Origin of the sequence: Paenibacillus sp. Root444D2 (assembly GCF_001426375.1) — a bacterium.
Classification (GTDB): Bacteria; Bacillota; Bacilli; order Paenibacillales; family NBRC-103111; genus Paenibacillus_E.
In genome coordinates, this window is sequence record NZ_LMEO01000050.1 from 438,862 (window position 1) to 458,312 (window position 19,451).

14 protein-coding genes are annotated in these 19,451 nt (G+C 44.1%); 3 read left to right on the plus strand and 11 right to left on the minus strand.

The genetic code is table 11. The features are described 5' to 3' along the window. Positions 1 to 6 precede the first annotated feature (6 nt). Together ASD40_RS29425 and ASD40_RS29435 are read left to right on the plus strand one after the other, a co-directional pair. A complete protein-coding gene (locus ASD40_RS29425) occupies positions 7 to 1,164 on the plus strand; it encodes a Ger(x)C family spore germination protein (RefSeq protein ID WP_156390230.1) in 1,158 nt (385 codons plus the stop codon). A 248-nt stretch (positions 1,165 to 1,412) separates the two neighbouring features. Further along, a complete protein-coding gene (locus tag ASD40_RS29435; protein ID WP_057306688.1) occupies positions 1,413 to 2,525 on the plus strand; it encodes a GerAB/ArcD/ProY family transporter in 1,113 nt (370 codons plus the stop codon). Between the two features lie 1,008 nt (positions 2,526 to 3,533). Here the strand turns inward: ASD40_RS29435 and solA are convergent. The 11 genes from solA to ASD40_RS29490 form a co-directional block, all read right to left on the minus strand. Beyond that, the gene (gene solA, locus ASD40_RS29440; protein WP_057306689.1) at positions 3,534 to 4,667 is read right to left on the minus strand and encodes an N-methyl-L-tryptophan oxidase; all 1,134 of its coding nucleotides are present in this window, start codon (positions 4,665 to 4,667) and stop codon (positions 3,534 to 3,536) included. 26 nt (positions 4,668 to 4,693) lie between these two features. Continuing rightward, a complete protein-coding gene (locus ASD40_RS29445; RefSeq protein ID WP_162251333.1) occupies positions 4,694 to 5,317 on the minus strand; it encodes a HutD/Ves family protein in 624 nt (207 codons plus the stop codon). A 92-nt stretch (positions 5,318 to 5,409) separates the two neighbouring features. Continuing rightward, positions 5,410 to 6,687, minus strand: coding sequence for an NAD(P)-dependent malic enzyme (locus ASD40_RS29450; RefSeq protein WP_057306691.1), 1,278 nt, complete (start codon positions 6,685 to 6,687; stop codon positions 5,410 to 5,412). Between the two features lie 39 nt (positions 6,688 to 6,726). Further along, a complete protein-coding gene (locus tag ASD40_RS29455) occupies positions 6,727 to 8,007 on the minus strand; it encodes a Glu/Leu/Phe/Val family dehydrogenase (protein ID WP_057306692.1) in 1,281 nt (426 codons plus the stop codon). 38 nt (positions 8,008 to 8,045) lie between these two features. Then, complete coding sequence (hutI, locus tag ASD40_RS29460) at positions 8,046 to 9,329, minus strand: imidazolonepropionase (protein ID WP_057306693.1); 1,284 nt, start codon at positions 9,327 to 9,329, stop codon at positions 8,046 to 8,048. A 78-nt stretch (positions 9,330 to 9,407) separates the two neighbouring features. Then, positions 9,408 to 11,072: a urocanate hydratase gene (hutU, locus tag ASD40_RS29465; protein ID WP_057306694.1), complete on the minus strand. Its 1,665-nt coding sequence runs from the start codon at positions 11,070 to 11,072 to the stop codon at positions 9,408 to 9,410. Positions 11,073 to 11,102: 30 nt separating this feature from the next. Further along, a complete protein-coding gene (locus tag ASD40_RS29470) occupies positions 11,103 to 12,071 on the minus strand; it encodes an agmatinase family protein (RefSeq protein WP_057306695.1) in 969 nt (322 codons plus the stop codon). 205 nt (positions 12,072 to 12,276) lie between these two features. After that, positions 12,277 to 13,470, minus strand: a complete 1,194-nt coding sequence (locus ASD40_RS29475) for a helix-turn-helix domain-containing protein (RefSeq protein ID WP_057306696.1) — start codon at positions 13,468 to 13,470, stop codon at positions 12,277 to 12,279. A 78-nt stretch (positions 13,471 to 13,548) separates the two neighbouring features. After that, positions 13,549 to 15,108, minus strand: a complete 1,560-nt coding sequence (gene hutH / locus ASD40_RS29480) for a histidine ammonia-lyase (RefSeq protein WP_057306697.1) — start codon at positions 15,106 to 15,108, stop codon at positions 13,549 to 13,551. A gap of 99 nt (positions 15,109 to 15,207) precedes the next feature. Then, entirely contained in the window at positions 15,208 to 16,539 is a 1,332-nt protein-coding gene (locus ASD40_RS29485; protein WP_057306698.1) for an MFS transporter, read from the minus strand. A gap of 639 nt (positions 16,540 to 17,178) precedes the next feature. Next, positions 17,179 to 18,396 (minus strand): MFS transporter, encoded by a 1,218-nt coding sequence (locus ASD40_RS29490; RefSeq protein WP_057306699.1) that lies wholly within the window; start codon positions 18,394 to 18,396, stop codon positions 17,179 to 17,181. A 133-nt stretch (positions 18,397 to 18,529) separates the two neighbouring features. On the opposite strand from ASD40_RS29490, the gene ASD40_RS29495 reads away from it, so the two are divergent. Next, positions 18,530 to 19,420 (plus strand): LysR family transcriptional regulator, encoded by an 891-nt coding sequence (locus tag ASD40_RS29495; RefSeq protein ID WP_235549430.1) that lies wholly within the window; start codon positions 18,530 to 18,532, stop codon positions 19,418 to 19,420. Positions 19,421 to 19,451 lie beyond the last annotated feature (31 nt).

Here is a 19,451-nt window from a genome sequence, read left to right on the forward strand (position 1 = left end):
AGGGGTATGAAGAACGTTAAATGGTTTCTGGCTATGTGTTCAATCTTGTCACTATTAGTGGGCTGTTCACCTGATAATAAGGAAATCAGCGATATTGATTTAGTTATGGCAACTGGTATTGATTATGACAAGGAAAGCAATAAATATGTAATTACTATTTATTGTGTTTTACCCACATCGACAAGTACGGAGAAAACAGGTAAACAGTCGGAGTTGGTTGATAGTGCAGTTGGAGATTCGATAATGGACGCTGCAAGAAATATGCGTAACCGTGTAGGTAAATCCTTGGTATGGCAGCATAATAAATTCTTTATTATAGGTGAAGCTGCAGCACGTCATTCCCTCTATGATATCGTAGATTTCCTAACAAGGAACCGTCAAATCCGCATAACAGGTCACCTACTTGTTAGTGAGGGGAAAGCGGAGGATTTACTGAAAAGAAAATCCAATATTAGCGAACTAACTTCGAATGTGCTGCTAGGGATCGTCCGAAATGAAAAAGAGTGGGGCAAGAGCTACAGTCTAATGATACATAAAGTGGCCGACCGCTACAGTAATCCATACAGGGGCTTTGTTTTAGGCAAAATAATGACGTCACCAAAGACTGTTTCCTCTCCATCATCGCTGCTTTTAAATGGCGGAGCTGTTATTAACAAAGGGAAATTCGTTGACTGGCTGGATGGAAATGATGTGCGGGTTGTCCATTGGTTATCTGAGAAAAGTAAATGGAAAAACTATGAATTTACAGAATCATTGGAATTCAAATCCACGAAAGTGTCCTATTTTCTTCGAATCTCAAAAAGAGAAATTCACAGCGATTACGTCAATGGCAAACCAAAATTAGATGTCCAGTTGAATTTCAAAGCGACTTTGGGTGAAATGAATCAATATCTTGCACTGAGCGATCCGGTTATATTGGCTCAATTGGAACAAGTTACCTCCAAGCATTTGGAGAAAATCATTCATGATAGCTTAAAACATTTTCAACAAGATCTGAAAGTAGACCTACTTGGGGTTTCTGAATATTTCATCCAGCATCATCCAAAGGAATGGAAAAAGCTAAAAAAGGATTGGGATCATGTATATCCGACAATGTCAATTCCTGTTCATGTCAATGTAGAAATTGAAAAACTGGGCATGTCCCAAATCATAGGTGGCCGATAAATGCTTCTTAATAACTCGCTCTGCTTAATAGCTATTTGTTTGGGGCTGAAAGGATCTATTCGCTTATGGAAACAACAGACTAAAACAGATGCTATAGTTCTCCTGTTCTATTATCTCGTTATAATCGTCTATTTGAATCCCTTCATGGGTTTTTCAAAGCTTACCTTGGAGTCCTTAAACAAGATTATTTATGGTCCTGTCTCCGATTACATGATAGACCTATTAAAAGTACGAGTGGAGGAATGAAGATGACCGATTCTGAAAAAATCAATCATGGTCAATTGGGATTTCTCTGTTTTAGTTTTTTGTCTGGATTCTCAACCTTGTTTTTAATTGAGGCCAAGCTGGTCAAGCAGGATGTCTGGATTTCAAATCTTCTAGCTATTGTTTTTTCAATAGGAATATTATGGCTTCTATCCTATGTTCAATCGCAGCATCCTCAATTAAGTATGACGGAAGCTTGCGAAAAATTGTTGGGAAAATGGCTTGCCAAACTCGTACTTGTCATCTATCTTATCTATTTCCTTGATACAGGTGTGTTGGCTTATCGCGCAATATCTTGGTTCTATACGACGGCTATCCTTCCACACACCACCCCTAACTTTTTAATTTTACTCATTGTGTTGGTTAGTTCCTATTCCGTTTATTTAGGTTTAGGTACTTTAGTACGCACGGTTCAATTTATCCTACCGTTTTTCATTCTGTCCATCTGCATCGTCAGTTTGTTTATTCTGCGTGAAGTGGAAATTAATCCTTTCCTGCCCATGTTTCAAAGCAAATTATCCACAATCATTTACGGTGGGATGCTGTCTTTCGGTTTTCCATTTGGAAAATGCGTTGTCTTCGGTTTTCTTCTATCACGGGTAAAAAATACAAAAAAAACGTTCTCAAGTTTAACAACTGCAGTAGTTTTATCAGGTATTTATTTGTTACTGGCAAGTTATTTAACATTCGGTGCGCTTGGCATACATTTAACCAAATTGTCGGCGTTTCCCTATTTCACTTCCATACAATTAGTTAAATTCGGAGAATATATGGAAAGGATAGAAATTCTTATCATCGCAATTTGGACCATTTTCACTTTATTTGAACTTATTGTGCTTCACTACGTTTTTTTACTCGTGATCAAACAAATTTTCAAGATCAAAGAGACGAAACCTTTTATTTTACCTACTGGACTATTGTTCTATGTTTTGGCTCAGATTAGTTATACAAAGATGATGGATTTGGGAGCCTATGACTTTGAAATTCTTCCCTTCTCCTCACTAATCCCAACCTTAATCATACCTGTCCTTTTAGCTATTATAACTTGGGTAAGAACGCGGCAGGGTGCCGTGCAAGATCAAATGAGCCGAATATAGTACAGCAGATGGTCAAAATCATGCAAGTGGCAACTTATACATGGTTTTATCAAATAAACAATGAGATGGATAGTCAAAATTAACTTCAATGATCTATATCTTGTGATGCTGATCTACAGCAAAATCGATGCGGATATCCTCCTCTATTCACATTTGTATCTCTGTCTGTAACGATGTATTCATTCTTACAAACGAGTAAAAAGCAGTTTTATACGCTGAGCAAAGCTGTAATGATGTTTATCATCGTTGCAGATGCGAGGGGATGTGAAATCGTGTCTCTAACGATGTTTTTCATTCTTACAAACGAGTAAAATTGCAATTTGATACGCTGAGCGAAGCTGTAATGATGTTTTACATTCTTACAAACGAGTAAAAAGCAGTTTTATACGTTGAGCAAAGGCTGTAATGATGTTTTTCATCGTTACAGATGCGAGGGGATGTGAAATCGTGTCTGTAACGATGTTTTACATTATTACAAACGAGTAAAAAGCAGTTTTATACGCTGAGCAAAGCTGTAATGATGTTTTTCATCGTTACAGCTGCGAGGGGATGTGAAATCGTGTCTCTAACGATGTTTTACATTCTTACAAACGAGTAAAAAGCCGTTTTATACGCTGAGCAAAGGCTGTAATGATGTTTTTCATCGTTACAGATGCGAGGGGATGTGAAATCGTGTCTCTAACGATGTTTTACATTCTTACAAACGAGTAAAAAACAGTTTTATACGCTGAGCAAAGCTGTAATGATGTTTTTCATCGTTACAGATGCGCGGGGATGTGAAATCGTGTCTCTAACGATGTTTTTCATTCTTACAAACGAATAAAAAGCAGTTTTATACGCTGAGCAAAGCTGTAATGATGTTTTTCATCGTTACAGGCGCGAGGGAGAAGTGAAATCGTGTCTCTAACGATGTTTTACATTCTTCTATATTTTCTACACAAAAAGGATCTCCCAACTTCAAATTAAAATGAGCCTTCGCTAGCACACAACTAGCGAGGACTCATCCTTTCATTTGAAGCGATTCATTGAAAATAACGAAATGTCATACTCACTTTTGCCTGTCGTAATAAGTTGGGATAAGATTTCGCCGACTACACTACTGAATTTAAACCCATGTCCGGAAAATCCAGCGGCAAAGACAATATGCGGATACTCTGGATGTGCATCAATAATGAAATTTTCATCGGGAGTGAGGGTGTATGTACAGGTTTTACCCATGCGCAGTTCCGTATTGGCAAGAGGCATAAACCGGCTTAAAAACATTCGTAAGTCTTCTTCATCCTCCTGAAGTGCCCCAAACTCGGGAATGGCTTCATCCGGATGGATCCGAAGTCCCCCATCATGACGTCCTACCTTAAGACCAGCTCCCCCCATGCTGGGAAAACCGTAATAATGTCCCAAGGAGGTTTCAAACGTAAACGCAGGAAAGCGTTTCTCCCCGAATAAAAAGTCATCTGCTTCAAACCAGGCAAACGTCTTTCTTTTCGTAACAAGCGGTGGATGGATATTCATAAGAGGAAGCAGCTTAGAAGACCATGCCCCCGCTGTAACGATTAGAGCGCGTCCCTTATAACTTTCGTCGGCTGTTTGGACCGTCACCCCGTCAGAATCGATAGACAACTCTTGGACGGATGAATTCGTTAAAATGGTAACTTGATGACGTTCCAACAGTTCCCGATAAGCACGAATACATTCCTCGCTTTTAAGCACGCCTGAATTCGATTCGAAGCAGCCCACGTAGCCCTCTGGAAGCGAAATTCCAGGCCATAATGTATGGATTTTACTGGAATCCACGGTTTGCAGCGGAAGTGAATAGGCTTCGGAGCTAGAAACAACTTGTTGGATAAAGGTTGAATCACGAGTACCTACATTCAGCACCCCGGTTTGGTAGAACAGTTTTCTTCCCGACTCTCGCTCCAGATCGAACCAAAGCTTTTGTGCTCTGAGGGCTAACGGGACATAGCTCGTCCCTTCTCCATAGGCATGCCTGATGATACGGGTATCGCCATGATGTGCCCCGCGATCGTGCGGAGGGTTAAATGAATCCAGCAGTAAAACGCTCTTCCCTTCAAGGGTCAAATAATAGCCTGCAGCCATCCCCATCGAACCGGCACCAACAATAATTACGTCATAGTTCATCATTCCATCAATTCCCTCCAAATAAAGGTTCAACTCACAATACGGGCTCGAATGACATATGCTGCAGATTCATTGCCAGAATGGCTTATTTTTATATTCACTTTGTCCAATGAAGCTCTCCATGATAGTACGCAGAAGTCGCCCTTCTCTATCCATAGAGACTGATCTTCATTTATACTAAATCTAACTCGGCCCTCGGTACAATAAAAAGCTTCTGTCACTAGTGTAAATTCCACATCATTCTTGTGACAATCGATCTCCTGAGAAGTTCCTTCTTTGATCCATAAAGCTTCTAATTCTCCCCGGCATCCCGCCGCTGTGATGAGATTGAAGTCCGTTACCTTCCCCATACTCCGGGTGACCCATCCACCGCTGAAGCTCTCCTGCTCGTAAGGCTTTAATCCCACTTGATGTAATCCCTCATATTCTAGAATCACCTCTCCTTCAATAACCATTAGCTTTCTCCAAAAATCAGGAAGGCAGGTAAACAAAGAATGCTCATCTTGAATGCTGGCCGTGCTGATTCTCCATAAAAAATTCCGTTGATTATACTCCGCGTTTTCAGGATATATGGCTAGCTGCGTTGTCGTTCCACCTGACCAAGCGGACGTTATTTGCATATTCTTTTTAACGACTTTGATCGAATAAGACATATAGGCATCTCCTTGAAAATATTCCATAAGCGAATGAAAAAAAGGACCCGGAAATGCCAAGTCCCACCTACTAATCTGAACTATGCCTACTCTTACTTTATCATGTCAGCGTACCAAGAAAAATACGATCCTACCGCGTCGTTTTTGCGGATCAGCTTCTTTGTTCTATCCTTAACCTCTTCCGCATTGATGTATAAACGTGCGTACCCCGTATCCATGGCTGCTTGAGCAACGGCAGCCGCCACATTCGGAGCAATCATTGGATCAAATGGATTCGGAATCACATACTCCCGATTTAACTTATGGGCTGGAACCAAACCGGCAATGGCATAAACAGCGGCTAGTTTCATGGCCTCATTAATCTCTCTAGCACGCACATCTAATACGCCGCGAAAAATGCCCGGAAACGCCAATACATTGTTGATCTGGTTGGGAAAATCGGAGCGTCCCGTGCCAACGATCGCAGCTCCAGCAGCTTTCGCTTCTTCCGGCATAATCTCCGGAACTGGATTCGCCAAGGCAAATATAATAGAATCACGGTTCATGGAGCTGACCATCTCTTTCGTAAGTGCCCCCGCAGCAGAAACTCCAATGAAAACATCGGCTCCTCTCACTGCATCGGTGAGCTTACCTGTTAGATGATCTTTATTCGTCATCCGTGCTATTTCCAGCTTGAACGGATTCATGCCTTCTTGTCTTTCTTCATGGATAATACCCTTCGTATCGCAAACGATGATATCCTTAGCACCCATATGGCCCAGAAGCTTCATGGCCGCTATGCCAGCTGCGCCTGCCCCGTTAATAACCACACGAATTTGGTCCATCGTTTTGTCGACTAATTGGAGAGCATTGATTAATCCGGCCGCAATGACAATAGCTGTACCATGCTGGTCATCATGGAAAACAGGAATAGCACATTCCTTTTTCAACCTCTCTTCAATTTCAAAACAATCCGGTGCAGCGATGTCTTCTAAATTAATACCGCCGAACGAAGGAGAAAGCTGTTTGACCGTTTCAATCACTTTCTCCTTTTCCAACGCATCTAAACAGATCGGAATCGCATCGACACCGGCAAATACTTTGAAAAGCAAAGCCTTTCCCTCCATCACCGGCATAGCCGCATGAGGACCGATATTTCCCAAACCGAGCACAGCCGTTCCATTGGTAACGACGGCAACCAGGTTTCCTTTCATCGTATAATCGTATACTTTATCTTCTTCCATACAAATGTCTTTACAAGGCTCTGCAACTCCCGGGGAGTAGGCAAGGCTCAAATCACGGACAGTGCCTACCGGAACCTTGGCAATAACCTCAAGCTTTCCGGCATACTTTTTATGCATGTGAAGTGCATCTTCACGTAAATTGTTCATGATTCATCACCTTCCAAGGCATTTTGATCAGAGCATTGATTAAATCCATCCGCGCCATTTTATCGCTTCCACCATTCGCTTTAAACCAACGATGTAGGCTGCCAATCTCATATCTACTTGCTTCTGCAAGGATAATTGATAGACGTTGTAAAAAGATTTTTTCAATATTTGTTGAAGCTTTTCATTCACTTCTTCTTCATTCCAATAATATCCCTGATTGTTTTGGACCCATTCAAAGTAAGATACGATTACCCCGCCTGAGCTAGCAAGCACGTCTGGAACGATCAGAACACCTTTATTTGTCAAAATTTCAGTAGCCTTCAACGTTGTCGGTCCGTTGGCCGCTTCTACCAAAATCTTCGCCTTAATATCGGAGGCATTGTCTTCGGTGATCTGGTTTTCAATCGCAGCTGGAACTAAAATATCACAATCTTGGATTAACAGCTCTTGGTTCGAGATGGCATTCGGGAACAAATTCGTCACCGTTCCGAAAGAATCACGCCGATCTAATAAATACTGCACGTCCAAGCCTTCAGGATCGTAGAGAGCCCCTTGAGCATCCGAAATGCCTACCACTTTGGCACCAGCCTCATGAAGGAACTGAGCAAGAAAGCTGCCTGCATTGCCAAAGCCTTGGATTATGACTCGTGCGCCCTCAATCGGAATCCCTGCGACATGAGCCGCTTCTCTTAGCAATAGCACCACGCCCATGGCAGTTGACGATTCTCTTCCAATCGATCCGCCTAAGACGAGCGGCTTGCCGGTAATAAAACCTGGCGAATCGAATTCCCGAATCCGGCTGTATTCATCCATCATCCACGCCATGATTTGTGAATTCGTGAACACGTCCGGCGCCGGAATATCCTTGGTCGGCCCGACCAGCTGGCTAATTGCCCGCACGTAACCACGGCTTAACCGTTCCAGCTCGCCGAAGGACAGCGTGCGCGGATCGCATTGGATTCCGCCTTTGCCTCCGCCGTACGGAAGATCGGCAATGCCGCATTTAATGGTCATCCACATGGAAAGAGCCTTCACTTCATCTTCGGTGACCCCGGGATGGAAGCGAATTCCGCCCTTGGTCGGTCCGACCGCATCATTATGCTGCGCACGATACCCTGTAAACACTTTCACAGAACCGTCGTCCATTTTCACAGGAATGCGTACAGTTAGCAACCGAAGTGGTTCCTTTAACAATTCGTATAAGGATTCTGCGCATCCCATTTTGTCGAGAGCAGCTTGGATAACAAGCTGCGTTCTGCTCAAAACATTCAAGCTTTCCGCCTGCATAGGCTTCTCTTTTACTTCCGTCGGAGCTTCCATGATGATCCCCCTTGAGTCTTCATACAGATTGTAACCCTTTAATGAATCCGTTTGCCGTCCGCGACTACCATTTTTCCTTGCTTGAATACGGAATGAACATGGTTGATCCCAAAGTGATATGGCAGATATGCCAAGTTATCAGCATTGAAAATAACAAGATCGGCCTGTTTACCCGCTTCCAAACTGCCAATTTCATCCGCTTTTCCGATCGCGTGAGCCGCATTGATGGTCACAGCCGTCAGAACTTCCTCCGGCGTCATCCCTAAATTCAAACAGCCCAGCGTCATGACGAGCTGCATAGATTCCGTTGGCGAGCTTCCCGGGTTATAATCCGTGGATAAAGCAACGGGAAGTCCCATTTCAATCATCCTACGCGCACGGGCGTGATGCTTTAGCCTTAAATTAAAGGAGGTAGCCGGCAGACAGACAGCAATGACGCCCGCCCGCTGCATCGCTTCCAATCCTTCATCTGATGCGGCGATCAAATGCTCGGCGGAGATACAACCCAGTTTGCCAGCAAGCTGCGCGCCACCCATTGGTTCGATTTCGTCCGCATGGATTTTCAAGCCGAAGCCCATCGCTTTTGCGGCCAACAGAATTTGCTCCGATTCTTCCACAGAAAATACGCCGTGCTCACAAAATACATCGCAAAATTCAGCAAGTCCCTGACGTTTCACTTCGGGGAGCATTTCTTCAATGATAAGCTGAACGAATTCTTGAGACCGGCCCTTATATTCTTCTGGCACCATATGAGCACCCATGAACGTAGACACCAAATCAACCGGATGTTCCTGATTGAGTTTGCGAGTGACCCTGAGCTGCTTAAGCTCATCATCCAGCGTTAGACCATATCCGCTCTTGGCTTCTGCTGTGGTAACCCCATAAGAAAGCATGGTATCCAAGCTTTTTTTCGCTTTTACGTACAACTCTTCTTCCGAAGCCTGACGGGTTGAACGGACTGTGCTGAGTATACCGCCGCCTTGAGCTAAAATTTCTAAATAAGAAGCACCTTTCAGCTTTAAGGCTAGTTCATTCTCACGAGAGCCGCCGTGAACCAAATGGGTATGAGGATCAATAAGTCCAGGGGTAACAAGCTTACCCTCAGCATCATGCTTCTGAGTTACCGGCCATTCACCGATTTGAGCCAAAACTTCTTCTTCCGTTCCCGCTGCAACAATGATACCGTCTTTGATTGCCACAGCTCCGCTTCGGACTGCTGCAACCTCAGACATTTCACCGCCTCGGCGCGGTTCCTGAGTTCCTTGCATGGTAATCAATGTACCAATATTGTGGATCAGCAGGTCAATTCGATTGTTCTCCATCGTTTCTCCCCCTCGAAATACAGCAAGCCCGAACGGGCTTGCTGCGAGTTATCATCATTCTTTTATATATTCAGAAACTTAGATACCCATCATCGGTACGCGAACGCCGCGTTCCTTCGCCGTTTGAATGGCAATGTCATAACCGGCATCTGCATGACGGATGACGCCCATTCCAGGGTCCGTGTTCAAAACGCGAGCTAATCTTTCGTCCGCTTCTTCGGAACCGTCCGCAACGACAACCATACCTGCGTGCAGGGAGTATCCCATGCCTACGCCGCCGCCATGATGGACGGAAACCCAGCTCGCACCGGATGCCGTATTCACTAGCGCATTTAATATCGCCCAGTCGCCAACAACATCGCTGCCGTCCTTCATCGACTCGGTCTCACGGTTTGGAGAAGCCACGGAACCGCAATCCAGATGATCACGTCCGATAACGATTGGCGCGGACAGTTCGCCATTGCGCACCATTTCGTTAATAGCCAGACCCATCTTGGCCCGTTCCCCGTAACCCAACCAGCAAATACGCGCTGGTAGACCTTGGAAAGCAACTTTCTCTCTTGCCAATTCGATCCATTTACGCAGATGCGCATTGTCTGGGAACAATTTCAAAGCAAGTTCATCGGTTTTATAGATATCCTCCGGATTACCGGACAGTGCCGCCCAACGAAACGGTCCTTTTCCTTCGCAGAAGAGCGGACGGATGTAAGCCGGAACAAATCCAGGGAAGTTAAAAGCGTCCTTAACCCCTTCATCAAGAGCTACTTGACGGATGTTGTTGCCATAATCAAATACGGTTGACCCCAGTTTTTGAAGATCAAGCATGGCCTGAACATGAGCAGCCATCGACTTTTTGGACAGCTTCACATACTGCGTCGGATCGTTTTTACGCAAGTCAGCCGCAGCTTCCAATGAATAACCGACCGGTATATAGCCGTTAAGCGGATCGTGAGCCGAGGTTTGATCGGTTACGAAATCAGGCACAATTCCCCGTTTCACAAATTCCGCGAAAACCTCTGCAGCGTTTCCTACTAGCCCAATAGCGAGCGCTTTTCCCTCAGCTTTCGCTTCGTTCGCAAGCTTCAACGCTTCATCCAGATCGTATACCATGACGTCGCAATAACGTGTGTCGATTCTGCGTTTAATACGGGTCGGATCTACATCTACACCAATAACGACGCCATCGTTCATCGTTACTGCGAGAGGTTGAGCGCCGCCCATACCGCCAAGTCCGGCCGTTAAAGTCAAAGTACCTCTTAATGTGCCTCCCGAATGCTGCCTAGCTGCCTCCGCGAAGGTCTCATAGGTTCCTTGCAAAATGCCTTGCGTACCGATATAAATCCAGCTGCCAGCCGTCATCTGGCCGTACATCATAAGACCCTGCTTATCGAGTTCATGGAACGTCTCCCAGTTGGCATAGGCCGGAACAATGACCGAGTTGGAGATGAGAACCCGCGGCGCATGCGAATGCGTTCTGAATACGCCAACCGGTTTCCCGGATTGTACAAGAAGCGTTTCATCCGCTTCCAGGTTCGTTAGACATTCTACGATCTTGTCATAAGACTCCCAGTTCCGCGCAGCCTTGCCGATTCCGCCATAGACGACGAGATCTTCCGGACGTTCGGCTACGTCAGGGTCCAGATTGTTCATCAACATACGCAGGACAGCTTCCTGCTGCCAACCTTTTGCCGTTAGCTTCGTTCCGTGTGCTGCTCGAATCGTACGTTTGACTTTTTGTTCCATGAATAGTCACTCCTCTATGTTGTGTTCGAATTAATCTCGTTTCATATAGCCCGTTAAGAAAGTCAAGATGACATGCAAAGCGGTCCTGACCGTCGCTCTGCGGGGATCTTGCATGGGATCCACACAAACAATATCAAAGCCTCGCACCTTGGGATGCTGTCCTAATAGGAATACCGCTTCCAACAACTGCCATGAGGTCATTCCGGCTGGAACGAGCGCTGGCACACCTGGTGCATAAGCTTGATCCAGTACATCCATATCAACGGTTACATAAATGGCATCTGTCCCGTCACCGGCAACCTCTAGCGCCTTTTCCACCAAAGCATCGATTCCTTCTTTGGCTACCTGACGTGCCGTATATTGGGTAATTCCTTGCGCCATGGCGTATTCATGATACGCTCTTGAATTGGCGAAGCTGTGAAGACCGATTTGCGCAATATGGCGACCTTCAACCGTGCCCGATTCGATCAACCCGCGGATTGGCGTTCCGTTGGAAGGACCTCCGTCCTCCAGATTCCGGACATCCATGTGGGAGTCAAGCTGAACGATACCCACCTTACCACCGACATGGTGTTTAAATGCTTTCACAGAGGGGCAAGTGATGGAATGATCGCCGCCAGCAATAATCGGGAACAAATGAGGCATTGCTGCATAAACGTTCTTCAGCCCTTGTTCGATATTGGCATGACAGCGCAGCAGATCCGTCACATGCATCTGAATATCTCCAAGATCACGTGCTTGCAATTCCTGCAAATCGACACCATGGTCGATACTGTACGTTGTCACATTTGCAAATAATTCCCGCAAGGCATTCGGTGTCATCGAAGCGCCTGAAATACTGATCGACGTCTTAGAAAGCGGAACTCCGATGAAACCGACTTGGACTTCTTCCACGCCTTCCCAACGGGTCAACCACTGGGATACCTTGGTCTCGAATCGATCCCGCCAATTGGAGTTTCGTACGAATTCCGGCGGATTCAGCAGTTCAATTTGTCTCAAAGCTGCTTCCCTCCTGTAGGTTGATGAAACAAAGATTGTTTGTTTCTATGACTCCATCATACTGAAAAATGGATCATCTGAATCTAGCCGAATTTGCGGAAAGGTAGCACAATATTACGGTTTACCCCGAAATTGAACATTTCGATGAAAACGCTTAAAAGCCAACCCCTGAGCGGATTGGCTTAAAGTGATTATATCTATAACACTAGCACTGGGCTGATGACCGATAGTCCGTCGGGCTGCACCCCATAATCATTTTGAATTTCCTTGCAAAATAGTTCGCATCCTGAAAGCCGACTCGCGCGGCAATCTCTTGCATGGTCAATTCCGTTTTCTCTAATAGATAAACGGCCTTCTCAATACGAACTTTATTTAGAAAATCGACAAAGCTTACACCCGCTTCTTTTTTGAATACATGGGCAAAATAATGGGTGCTTAAGTAACAATGCTGGGCAATTTCTTTTAATAGCATTTTGTCTTGATGATGCTCTCTTATATAGACAATAGCGGATCTCACAATGGGGGACACCTCTAAGGCATGATCGTCCGATACCTGCTTGGCCAGCTTCCTCCAGTATGCGCACAGCTTTTTAACAAATTTGTCATATCGAATGGTACTGTACAAGTCTTGAAGCATTCTCGCGTTTTCAGATAAAATTTCAGAAGCATTACCTCCTAAGTCGACAACCATTCTTGACAAAGAGAGTACTAGATCATAGGCTTCCGACTTAAATAGATCAATATTATGCTTATACGATTGGGAGAGACTTTCTAATAACTCGACCAAATAAGTGATTGAGCCTTCTTCATCACCAATCCGGACACGTGACAGCAATTCGATTTTCTCTTCATGGGTCACCGGCTTTGCGCGTTCTTCCTGAATGCTTCTTTGTCCTTCATATTGAAAAATCATCCGGTTTCCTTGAAAGAAACGGTCGATCAATGATTCTTTGGCTTCGCTGTAGGAAAGATGAAGCTTGTAAGGATCTTCATAATAAGTGCCTATCCCAGCTGAAACGGAAAAGCCCTTCGTATCGACGAAGTTTTGAATTTTCCGGACCATGCCATACGTAACTTGTTTATAAGACGCTTCTACAGGTTGAACCGATTGGAGATCCAATAATACGGCCAGTACACCTTCTCCAACCCATACCCACAGGAATGGTAAGGTGACACTCTCAAAAATGGCATTCACCAACACCTGCCCGATCTCAATACTCCATTGCAATGACTTGTCCAAGGCCAAATCAGTATAACGGTCGATGGACAAAACGATAACGACTTGGGGCCGCGGTTCGATGCCAAGCCGCTCACGCATTTCTTCATAATCCGCTTCATGGATTAACGTCCCGGAAATGAGAAGTTGCGAAAAGGAGGCTTGGGCCGTATCCAATTTCATTGTCTAATCACCTCCCCTATCTTAAAAAAGGAAGCCGTTTTGCTCTTAAACTTCAGAGAAAACTGCTTCCATGTTATTTTATTCTATTTCACCTATCATGTCTTCAACAACCTTTACGATGTCGCCCTCATGAATTTGATGATAGATCGTCACAATGTCCGGATAGAGAAATCGGTCTTCCTCCACCGTCGGCACTTTCGATCGTATCAGATTATATACTGCCGCAATTACCGGAGAAGGTTTCAACGGACGATGAAAATCAAGAGCTTGTACGGCCGTCATTAATTCAATCGCCAAAATATATGTCAATTTCTTCGAAATTTGATAGGCTTTCCTTGAAGCAGCATAGGCGAAGCTGACAACATCCTCTTGATTGGCGCAAGTGGGAACATTATCTACGGAGGCTGGGTGAGAAAGAATTCTAATCTCTCCCAACAGTCCTACAGCCGTATATTGCGGGATCATATATCCGCTGTTTAATCCTGGATTCTTCACTAAAAAACTAGGCAGCTCGCTCAGGTGATAGTTCACTAATCGGTCAATTCTTCTCTCTGCTATTTTTGCCAGATTAGCCATGGCTATACACATAATATCTGCCTGAATGCCAACATAGGTACCGTCGAAATTACCTCCCATTAGAGCAATTCCGTCATTGTCTTCGGGATAAATAACAGGATTATCGCTTACGGAGTTCAGCTCATTATGGATTGTAAAGGCTGCATCCTTCAGATTTTTTTTGGAAGCTCCATGTACTTGAGGAATGCATCGTAAACTTAACGCATCTTGCAATCGATAATCTTTATAGGTTTCAACAATTTCACTGCCTTTAAGGATTCGGATTATATTTTGTGCCGTCTTAGCCTGTTCCTCATGTTTTTTTAAAGAATGAAGTCTTGGATCAAAGGCGTGAATCGTTCCTTTCAAAGCTTCAAGTGACATGGCGCCAGCAATATCCGCGGTTTTTACCGCTTGAATGGCATTATATAGGGTTAGAATGGCCATTGCAGTAACGGAGGATGTCCCGCTGGTCAGTGCCAGTCCTTCTTTACAGCTTAAAGTCGTAGGTTTTAATCCTGCTCTTTCAAGCGCCTCACTGCCTGAGATGAGTTCTTCCTTGTACCATGCTTTGCCCTCCCCAATAAGCACCAATGCCATATGAGCTTCCGGAGAAAGATATCCAACGGATCCATCACCTGGAGCAAAAGGGGTGATTCCTTGATTCAATAGCGAAGCCACAAGCTCTAGCAGTTCCAACCGAACCCCGGAATAACCATGACCCAAATGAATGAGAATCATCAGTTGAATGGCTCTTACAACTTCTTTCTCTAGTGGATCCCCTACGGAAACGGCATGCGATCTAATAATGTTGCGCTGCAGGGTTTCGGCGTCTTCGGTTGAGATGATCTCTGTCACATTACTCCCAAAGCCAGTCGTAACGCCATAAATGATGCGGTTTTCGTTTAAAAATTTCTCAATAAGGTGTCTGGATTGCTTGACGCGATCGCAGAAGCTTTGTGAAAAGGATATTTTGGCCCCAAAACGGGCTACTGCGACAAATTCGGAAATTGAGATCGGATGATCGCCAAGAATCACTGTATTTATGTCTTTGGGATGAATGGGGGCAGTTGCAATTTCCATGAAAAACATCTCCTTTAAAACCAATACATACTATGCAATAGTTGTCGGTTAAATATGCATACAAGAGATGTCCGAAAGACATCTCTTGTCAAAGTTTGATTAATGATAATGGATGTCATCATCCAGAGCAAGTGATTTCGTCTCCGGCGCCCAAGCGATAGAAACGATAGTTCCGATTAGCAGAACTACGCTCATACCAATCATTGATGGGGTCAATCCCATGGAACTAACACTTACCGGTAATAGAAAAGTTCCGATGGCCGAACCGATTCGGCTTATTGCGGTAACAACACCAACACCAGATCCCCGAATTTCGGTGGGAAAGAGCTCGGCTGGATATACTAAGGTAAGATTGGAAGCGGCAGACATAACAAAAGTAAATAAACAAAATATTGAAATTGCCACGATATGTGAACCTGCTGGTAAAAGAGTAAGCGCAAGCAAGGAGACTGTAAGGATAATAAATGTGCTAATCGTAAAACTCCTACGTGTATATTTCTCTGTAAACCACAGACCGGCAACCGAACCGACAAGCAGGAATAAATTCAGAATGGTGTCCATCAAGAACGTCTCTTCAAATCCCATTTTAGCTAAAATATCCGGCAGGAACGTATAAATGGCGAAGTACGGAATGACTTGACATACATAAAAGAGACCGCCAAAAGCCGTACGTTTCCAAAGCTGTTTTTTGAAAAGATCTTGAAAGCGGTACGTTTTAGAGGTATGCTCCAAACGCGTTTCATCAAGCTCCGCAAGTGGTCCGATATGCTTCTTCACGATTTCCCTTGCTTCCTCCACACGTCCCATGCTAATGAGCCATCTAGGGGATTCAGGTGTTCCGATCCGCAACAGAAGAACGATTACTGCCGGGATAGCCGCACTAGCTAGCATCCACCGCCAGGAATCCGGGCCTGTCTTAAGCAGATAATAACCAACAATGTTGGAGACTACATAACCGACGGTCCACATGACATTTAAGAAAGAAAGTAAAAAGCCTCGATGCTTTCTAGGCGCGAACTCGGCAAGCAGCGTCGACCCGATTGCGTAATCGCCACCCAAAGCAAAACCGATCAATATACGCAGGATGAACAGAATCGTAGGATCTTGTACAAAAAATTGTAAGAAAGATGCTAAAGCAATGACTACGAAGTTACCAAGGAAGATTTTCTGTCTACCTATACGGTCAGATAATCCTCCGAGGAGCAGACTGCCGAAAAAAAGTCCGATCAACGCTGAACTTCCTATTAATCCGCTCCAAATCGGGCTAAGGTTCATTTGAGGTCCAATCAAAGTCAGAGCCATTCCTATAATACCAAGAGCATATCCATCAGAAAAATTAGAACCAAACGTAAGTGCTGTAATTTTCAGATGAAACTTATTAAGTGGCGCGTCATCAATCTTATAAGGTTTCATGGATAGTTGTACGGACATAGCAGTAACCCCCGTTTATGAAAATCGATTTTATAAATATCTTGACTACGCCCTCCGGAGGCAAGTAACCACTTTTAAACATGAATAAATGGTACATCCTTTCCTGCAATTTTATCAGGTTAAGTGTCAAGGCTCCTCCTTCTAAATGTCAATTAACTTAACAAAAAATGAATAAAATCATTAAATTGAATATTTATGTTAAGTTTATTAACACTAGAATACCTTCAAACCAGATGAATGGAACTAAACAATATTGCCAAACACTAGCACGATTTTACTTTCCAATTTAGAACCAAACTGATCTCATTATTTTTGATTGTGACTAATAATGTGATACATTCCATTCTCTTTCTTCGTTCCAAAGCGATTTGAAGCGATTTAAAGCGTTTTCAAATTACCGATTTTCCTTTGAAATCCGCTGTAGTAAATAAAGTATAATCGTTCATTATGGATTGCGCTCTAGATAATAATTCGGATTACTAGCACAATATTGCTGGAAAGAACTGCTACTGGAAAGGTATATGAAATGACTTGGAACTGCCATAATTCATTCAGCATACCCAATTTCACAATAAAAATAACCATACAGCAGTTGCTGAATGGTTATTTTTAAAACTTCAAATCACATTATCCCTTCTATTATCGGGATGACGAAGTCGCCGCTTGACGGGGAATCTCCAAGCTTGACTGCTCTTTTTTATTGCCAATGATAAGATGGAGCAGCATCATAAGCACGACTACTATAACCATTCCGCCAAATGCCGGAACGAAGCTGCCTGTAGCATCATGTATCCAACCAACAAAGATTGGACCCAAAGAGCCAATCACATACCCACCAGACTGATTCATCGCTGCCCAAGCACTCGCGGTTTCCGCATCACCTGTTTCTTCCAGCGGCAGCATCAAAACGATCGGAAACAGTCCGCCTGCACCAATCCCGAGTAGGCTGGCACAGAACCAGGGATTACCGTTTATCATGAAAAGAAGCAATCCTGCAAGCTGTAAAATAGCGCAGCCCAATAACCAGTACATCCGTTTAGGAAAGCGCGCAATAAGGATCGGCAGCACAAAACTGACCGGTATTTGAATAACCGTGAATAACGTCAGCATTCCCCCGGCAAATGCTTTATCGTACCCCATACTTTCAATTGCTGGAGCTAGCCAGGCTGTTAACGAATAAAAAATGACCGCCATAAAGCCAAAGAGCAGCGTTATGTTCCACGCTTTCTTATTTCTCCATGGGAGTTTAACCCCTTCTGACGTATTCTTTATTGCTGTTGAATTCGAATTAGAACGTGATGCATGTGCAGCCAGCCGCCACCATACTGGAAGTGCAACAATGGCGAATAAAGCCCATGATGCTAAGGAAGCGCGCCACGAATCTTGCATAAGATTCTGAATCGGCACGGATAATCCTGAGCTGAGAGCAGCCCCAATGACCATTGCTGAGGAATAAATGCCAACTAAGGATGATGCACGATCAGCGAAATATCGTTTAATAAATCCAGATAGCAAGGGTCCCGTTATCGCAATGCCTACCCCCGCCAGAAAAGCGGTAATCAACAGCAGCAACGAGGAAGCCGCGAAATAGCGAAGAATGGTGCCAACACCTATGAGCAAAAGAGACCAAGTCAATGTCCTCTCCAACCCCCACCGATTACTTATCTTAACAGCTGTAGGCGAGAATAGACCCATGCATAGTACCGGAATTGAGGTAAGAAGGCTGGCCAATGCCCCGTTGATTCCAAGATCTTTCCGCATCGTTTCCAACAATGGCGCAATCGATGAAATAGCCGGACGTAAATTAATGGAAGCAAGAAACAGTGCACAAACTAAATATCCAAATCTTAATTTCATCTTGTATTTCCCCTTACACTTTCATTTTGTACGTTCGAGCTGCGCTCAGTTACACTAGTGTAAAAGAAAACGAATAATTGATCAATATTATCATCCCTATTATAATCATAAGCAATACTTATGATATGTAGAGGTGAAAGGCTTGGAATTTCGTCAATTAGAATATTTTATCGCCGTATGCGAGGAATTGCACTTCACCAGGGCTGCAGAAAAAATAGGAATTTCACAGCCCGCATTAAGTCAACAAATACGCTCGCTAGAAGATGAATTAAACATTCCTTTGTTTGACCGTATTGGCAAGAAAATCGCGATTACGGAGGCAGGCTCCATTCTTCTTGAGCAAAGCCGTGATGTTTTGAGAAGTCTGAAAAACGTCAATGAGTTTATCGGTGAACTTCATAATTTACAGAGAGGCACATTAATCGTAGGTGTCTTACCCTCGGATTTGGATTACAGAATATCAAAGATGTTAATTGATTTTTACCACGAATTCCCTAAAATTAAGCTCAGAATCGTGTCTTCCGTTGAGATTGTTGAACAAGTACTGTCAAATGAAGTCGATATAGGCATTGGAATCATGCCTCAACCGGATGACCGATTGGTACGAATTCCTCTGTGCCGTGAAGAATATGTGCTAGCGGTTTCCGAGAACCACGTTTTGGCCGGTAGACCTTCTATTGATATCGACGAACTACGTCATATTGAAACCGTAATGCCTCCTAAAGGCATGATTGGCAGAGAGCTCGTAGACGATTTTTGCCGTGAGTATGGGTTTGAATTAACCACTATTATGGAAACCACCTCACCGACTTCCATTATTAATCTAATAAGGGCAAGCATTGGGGCGACCATCCTCCCACGTCCTTTAATCCAATCCATAAATGCACCGGATCTGAGATGCATTCACATTTCTAAAAAAGCGCCAAGCCGTAATATTGGGGTCATCCACCGGTCCGATCGGTTTCTTGGTCAAGCGGCTAAAGCCTTTATTCAGAAAGTGACTGAGCATTTTAGGCAGGAATAAACGGCTCCTATTCATACCGACATTATTTGGG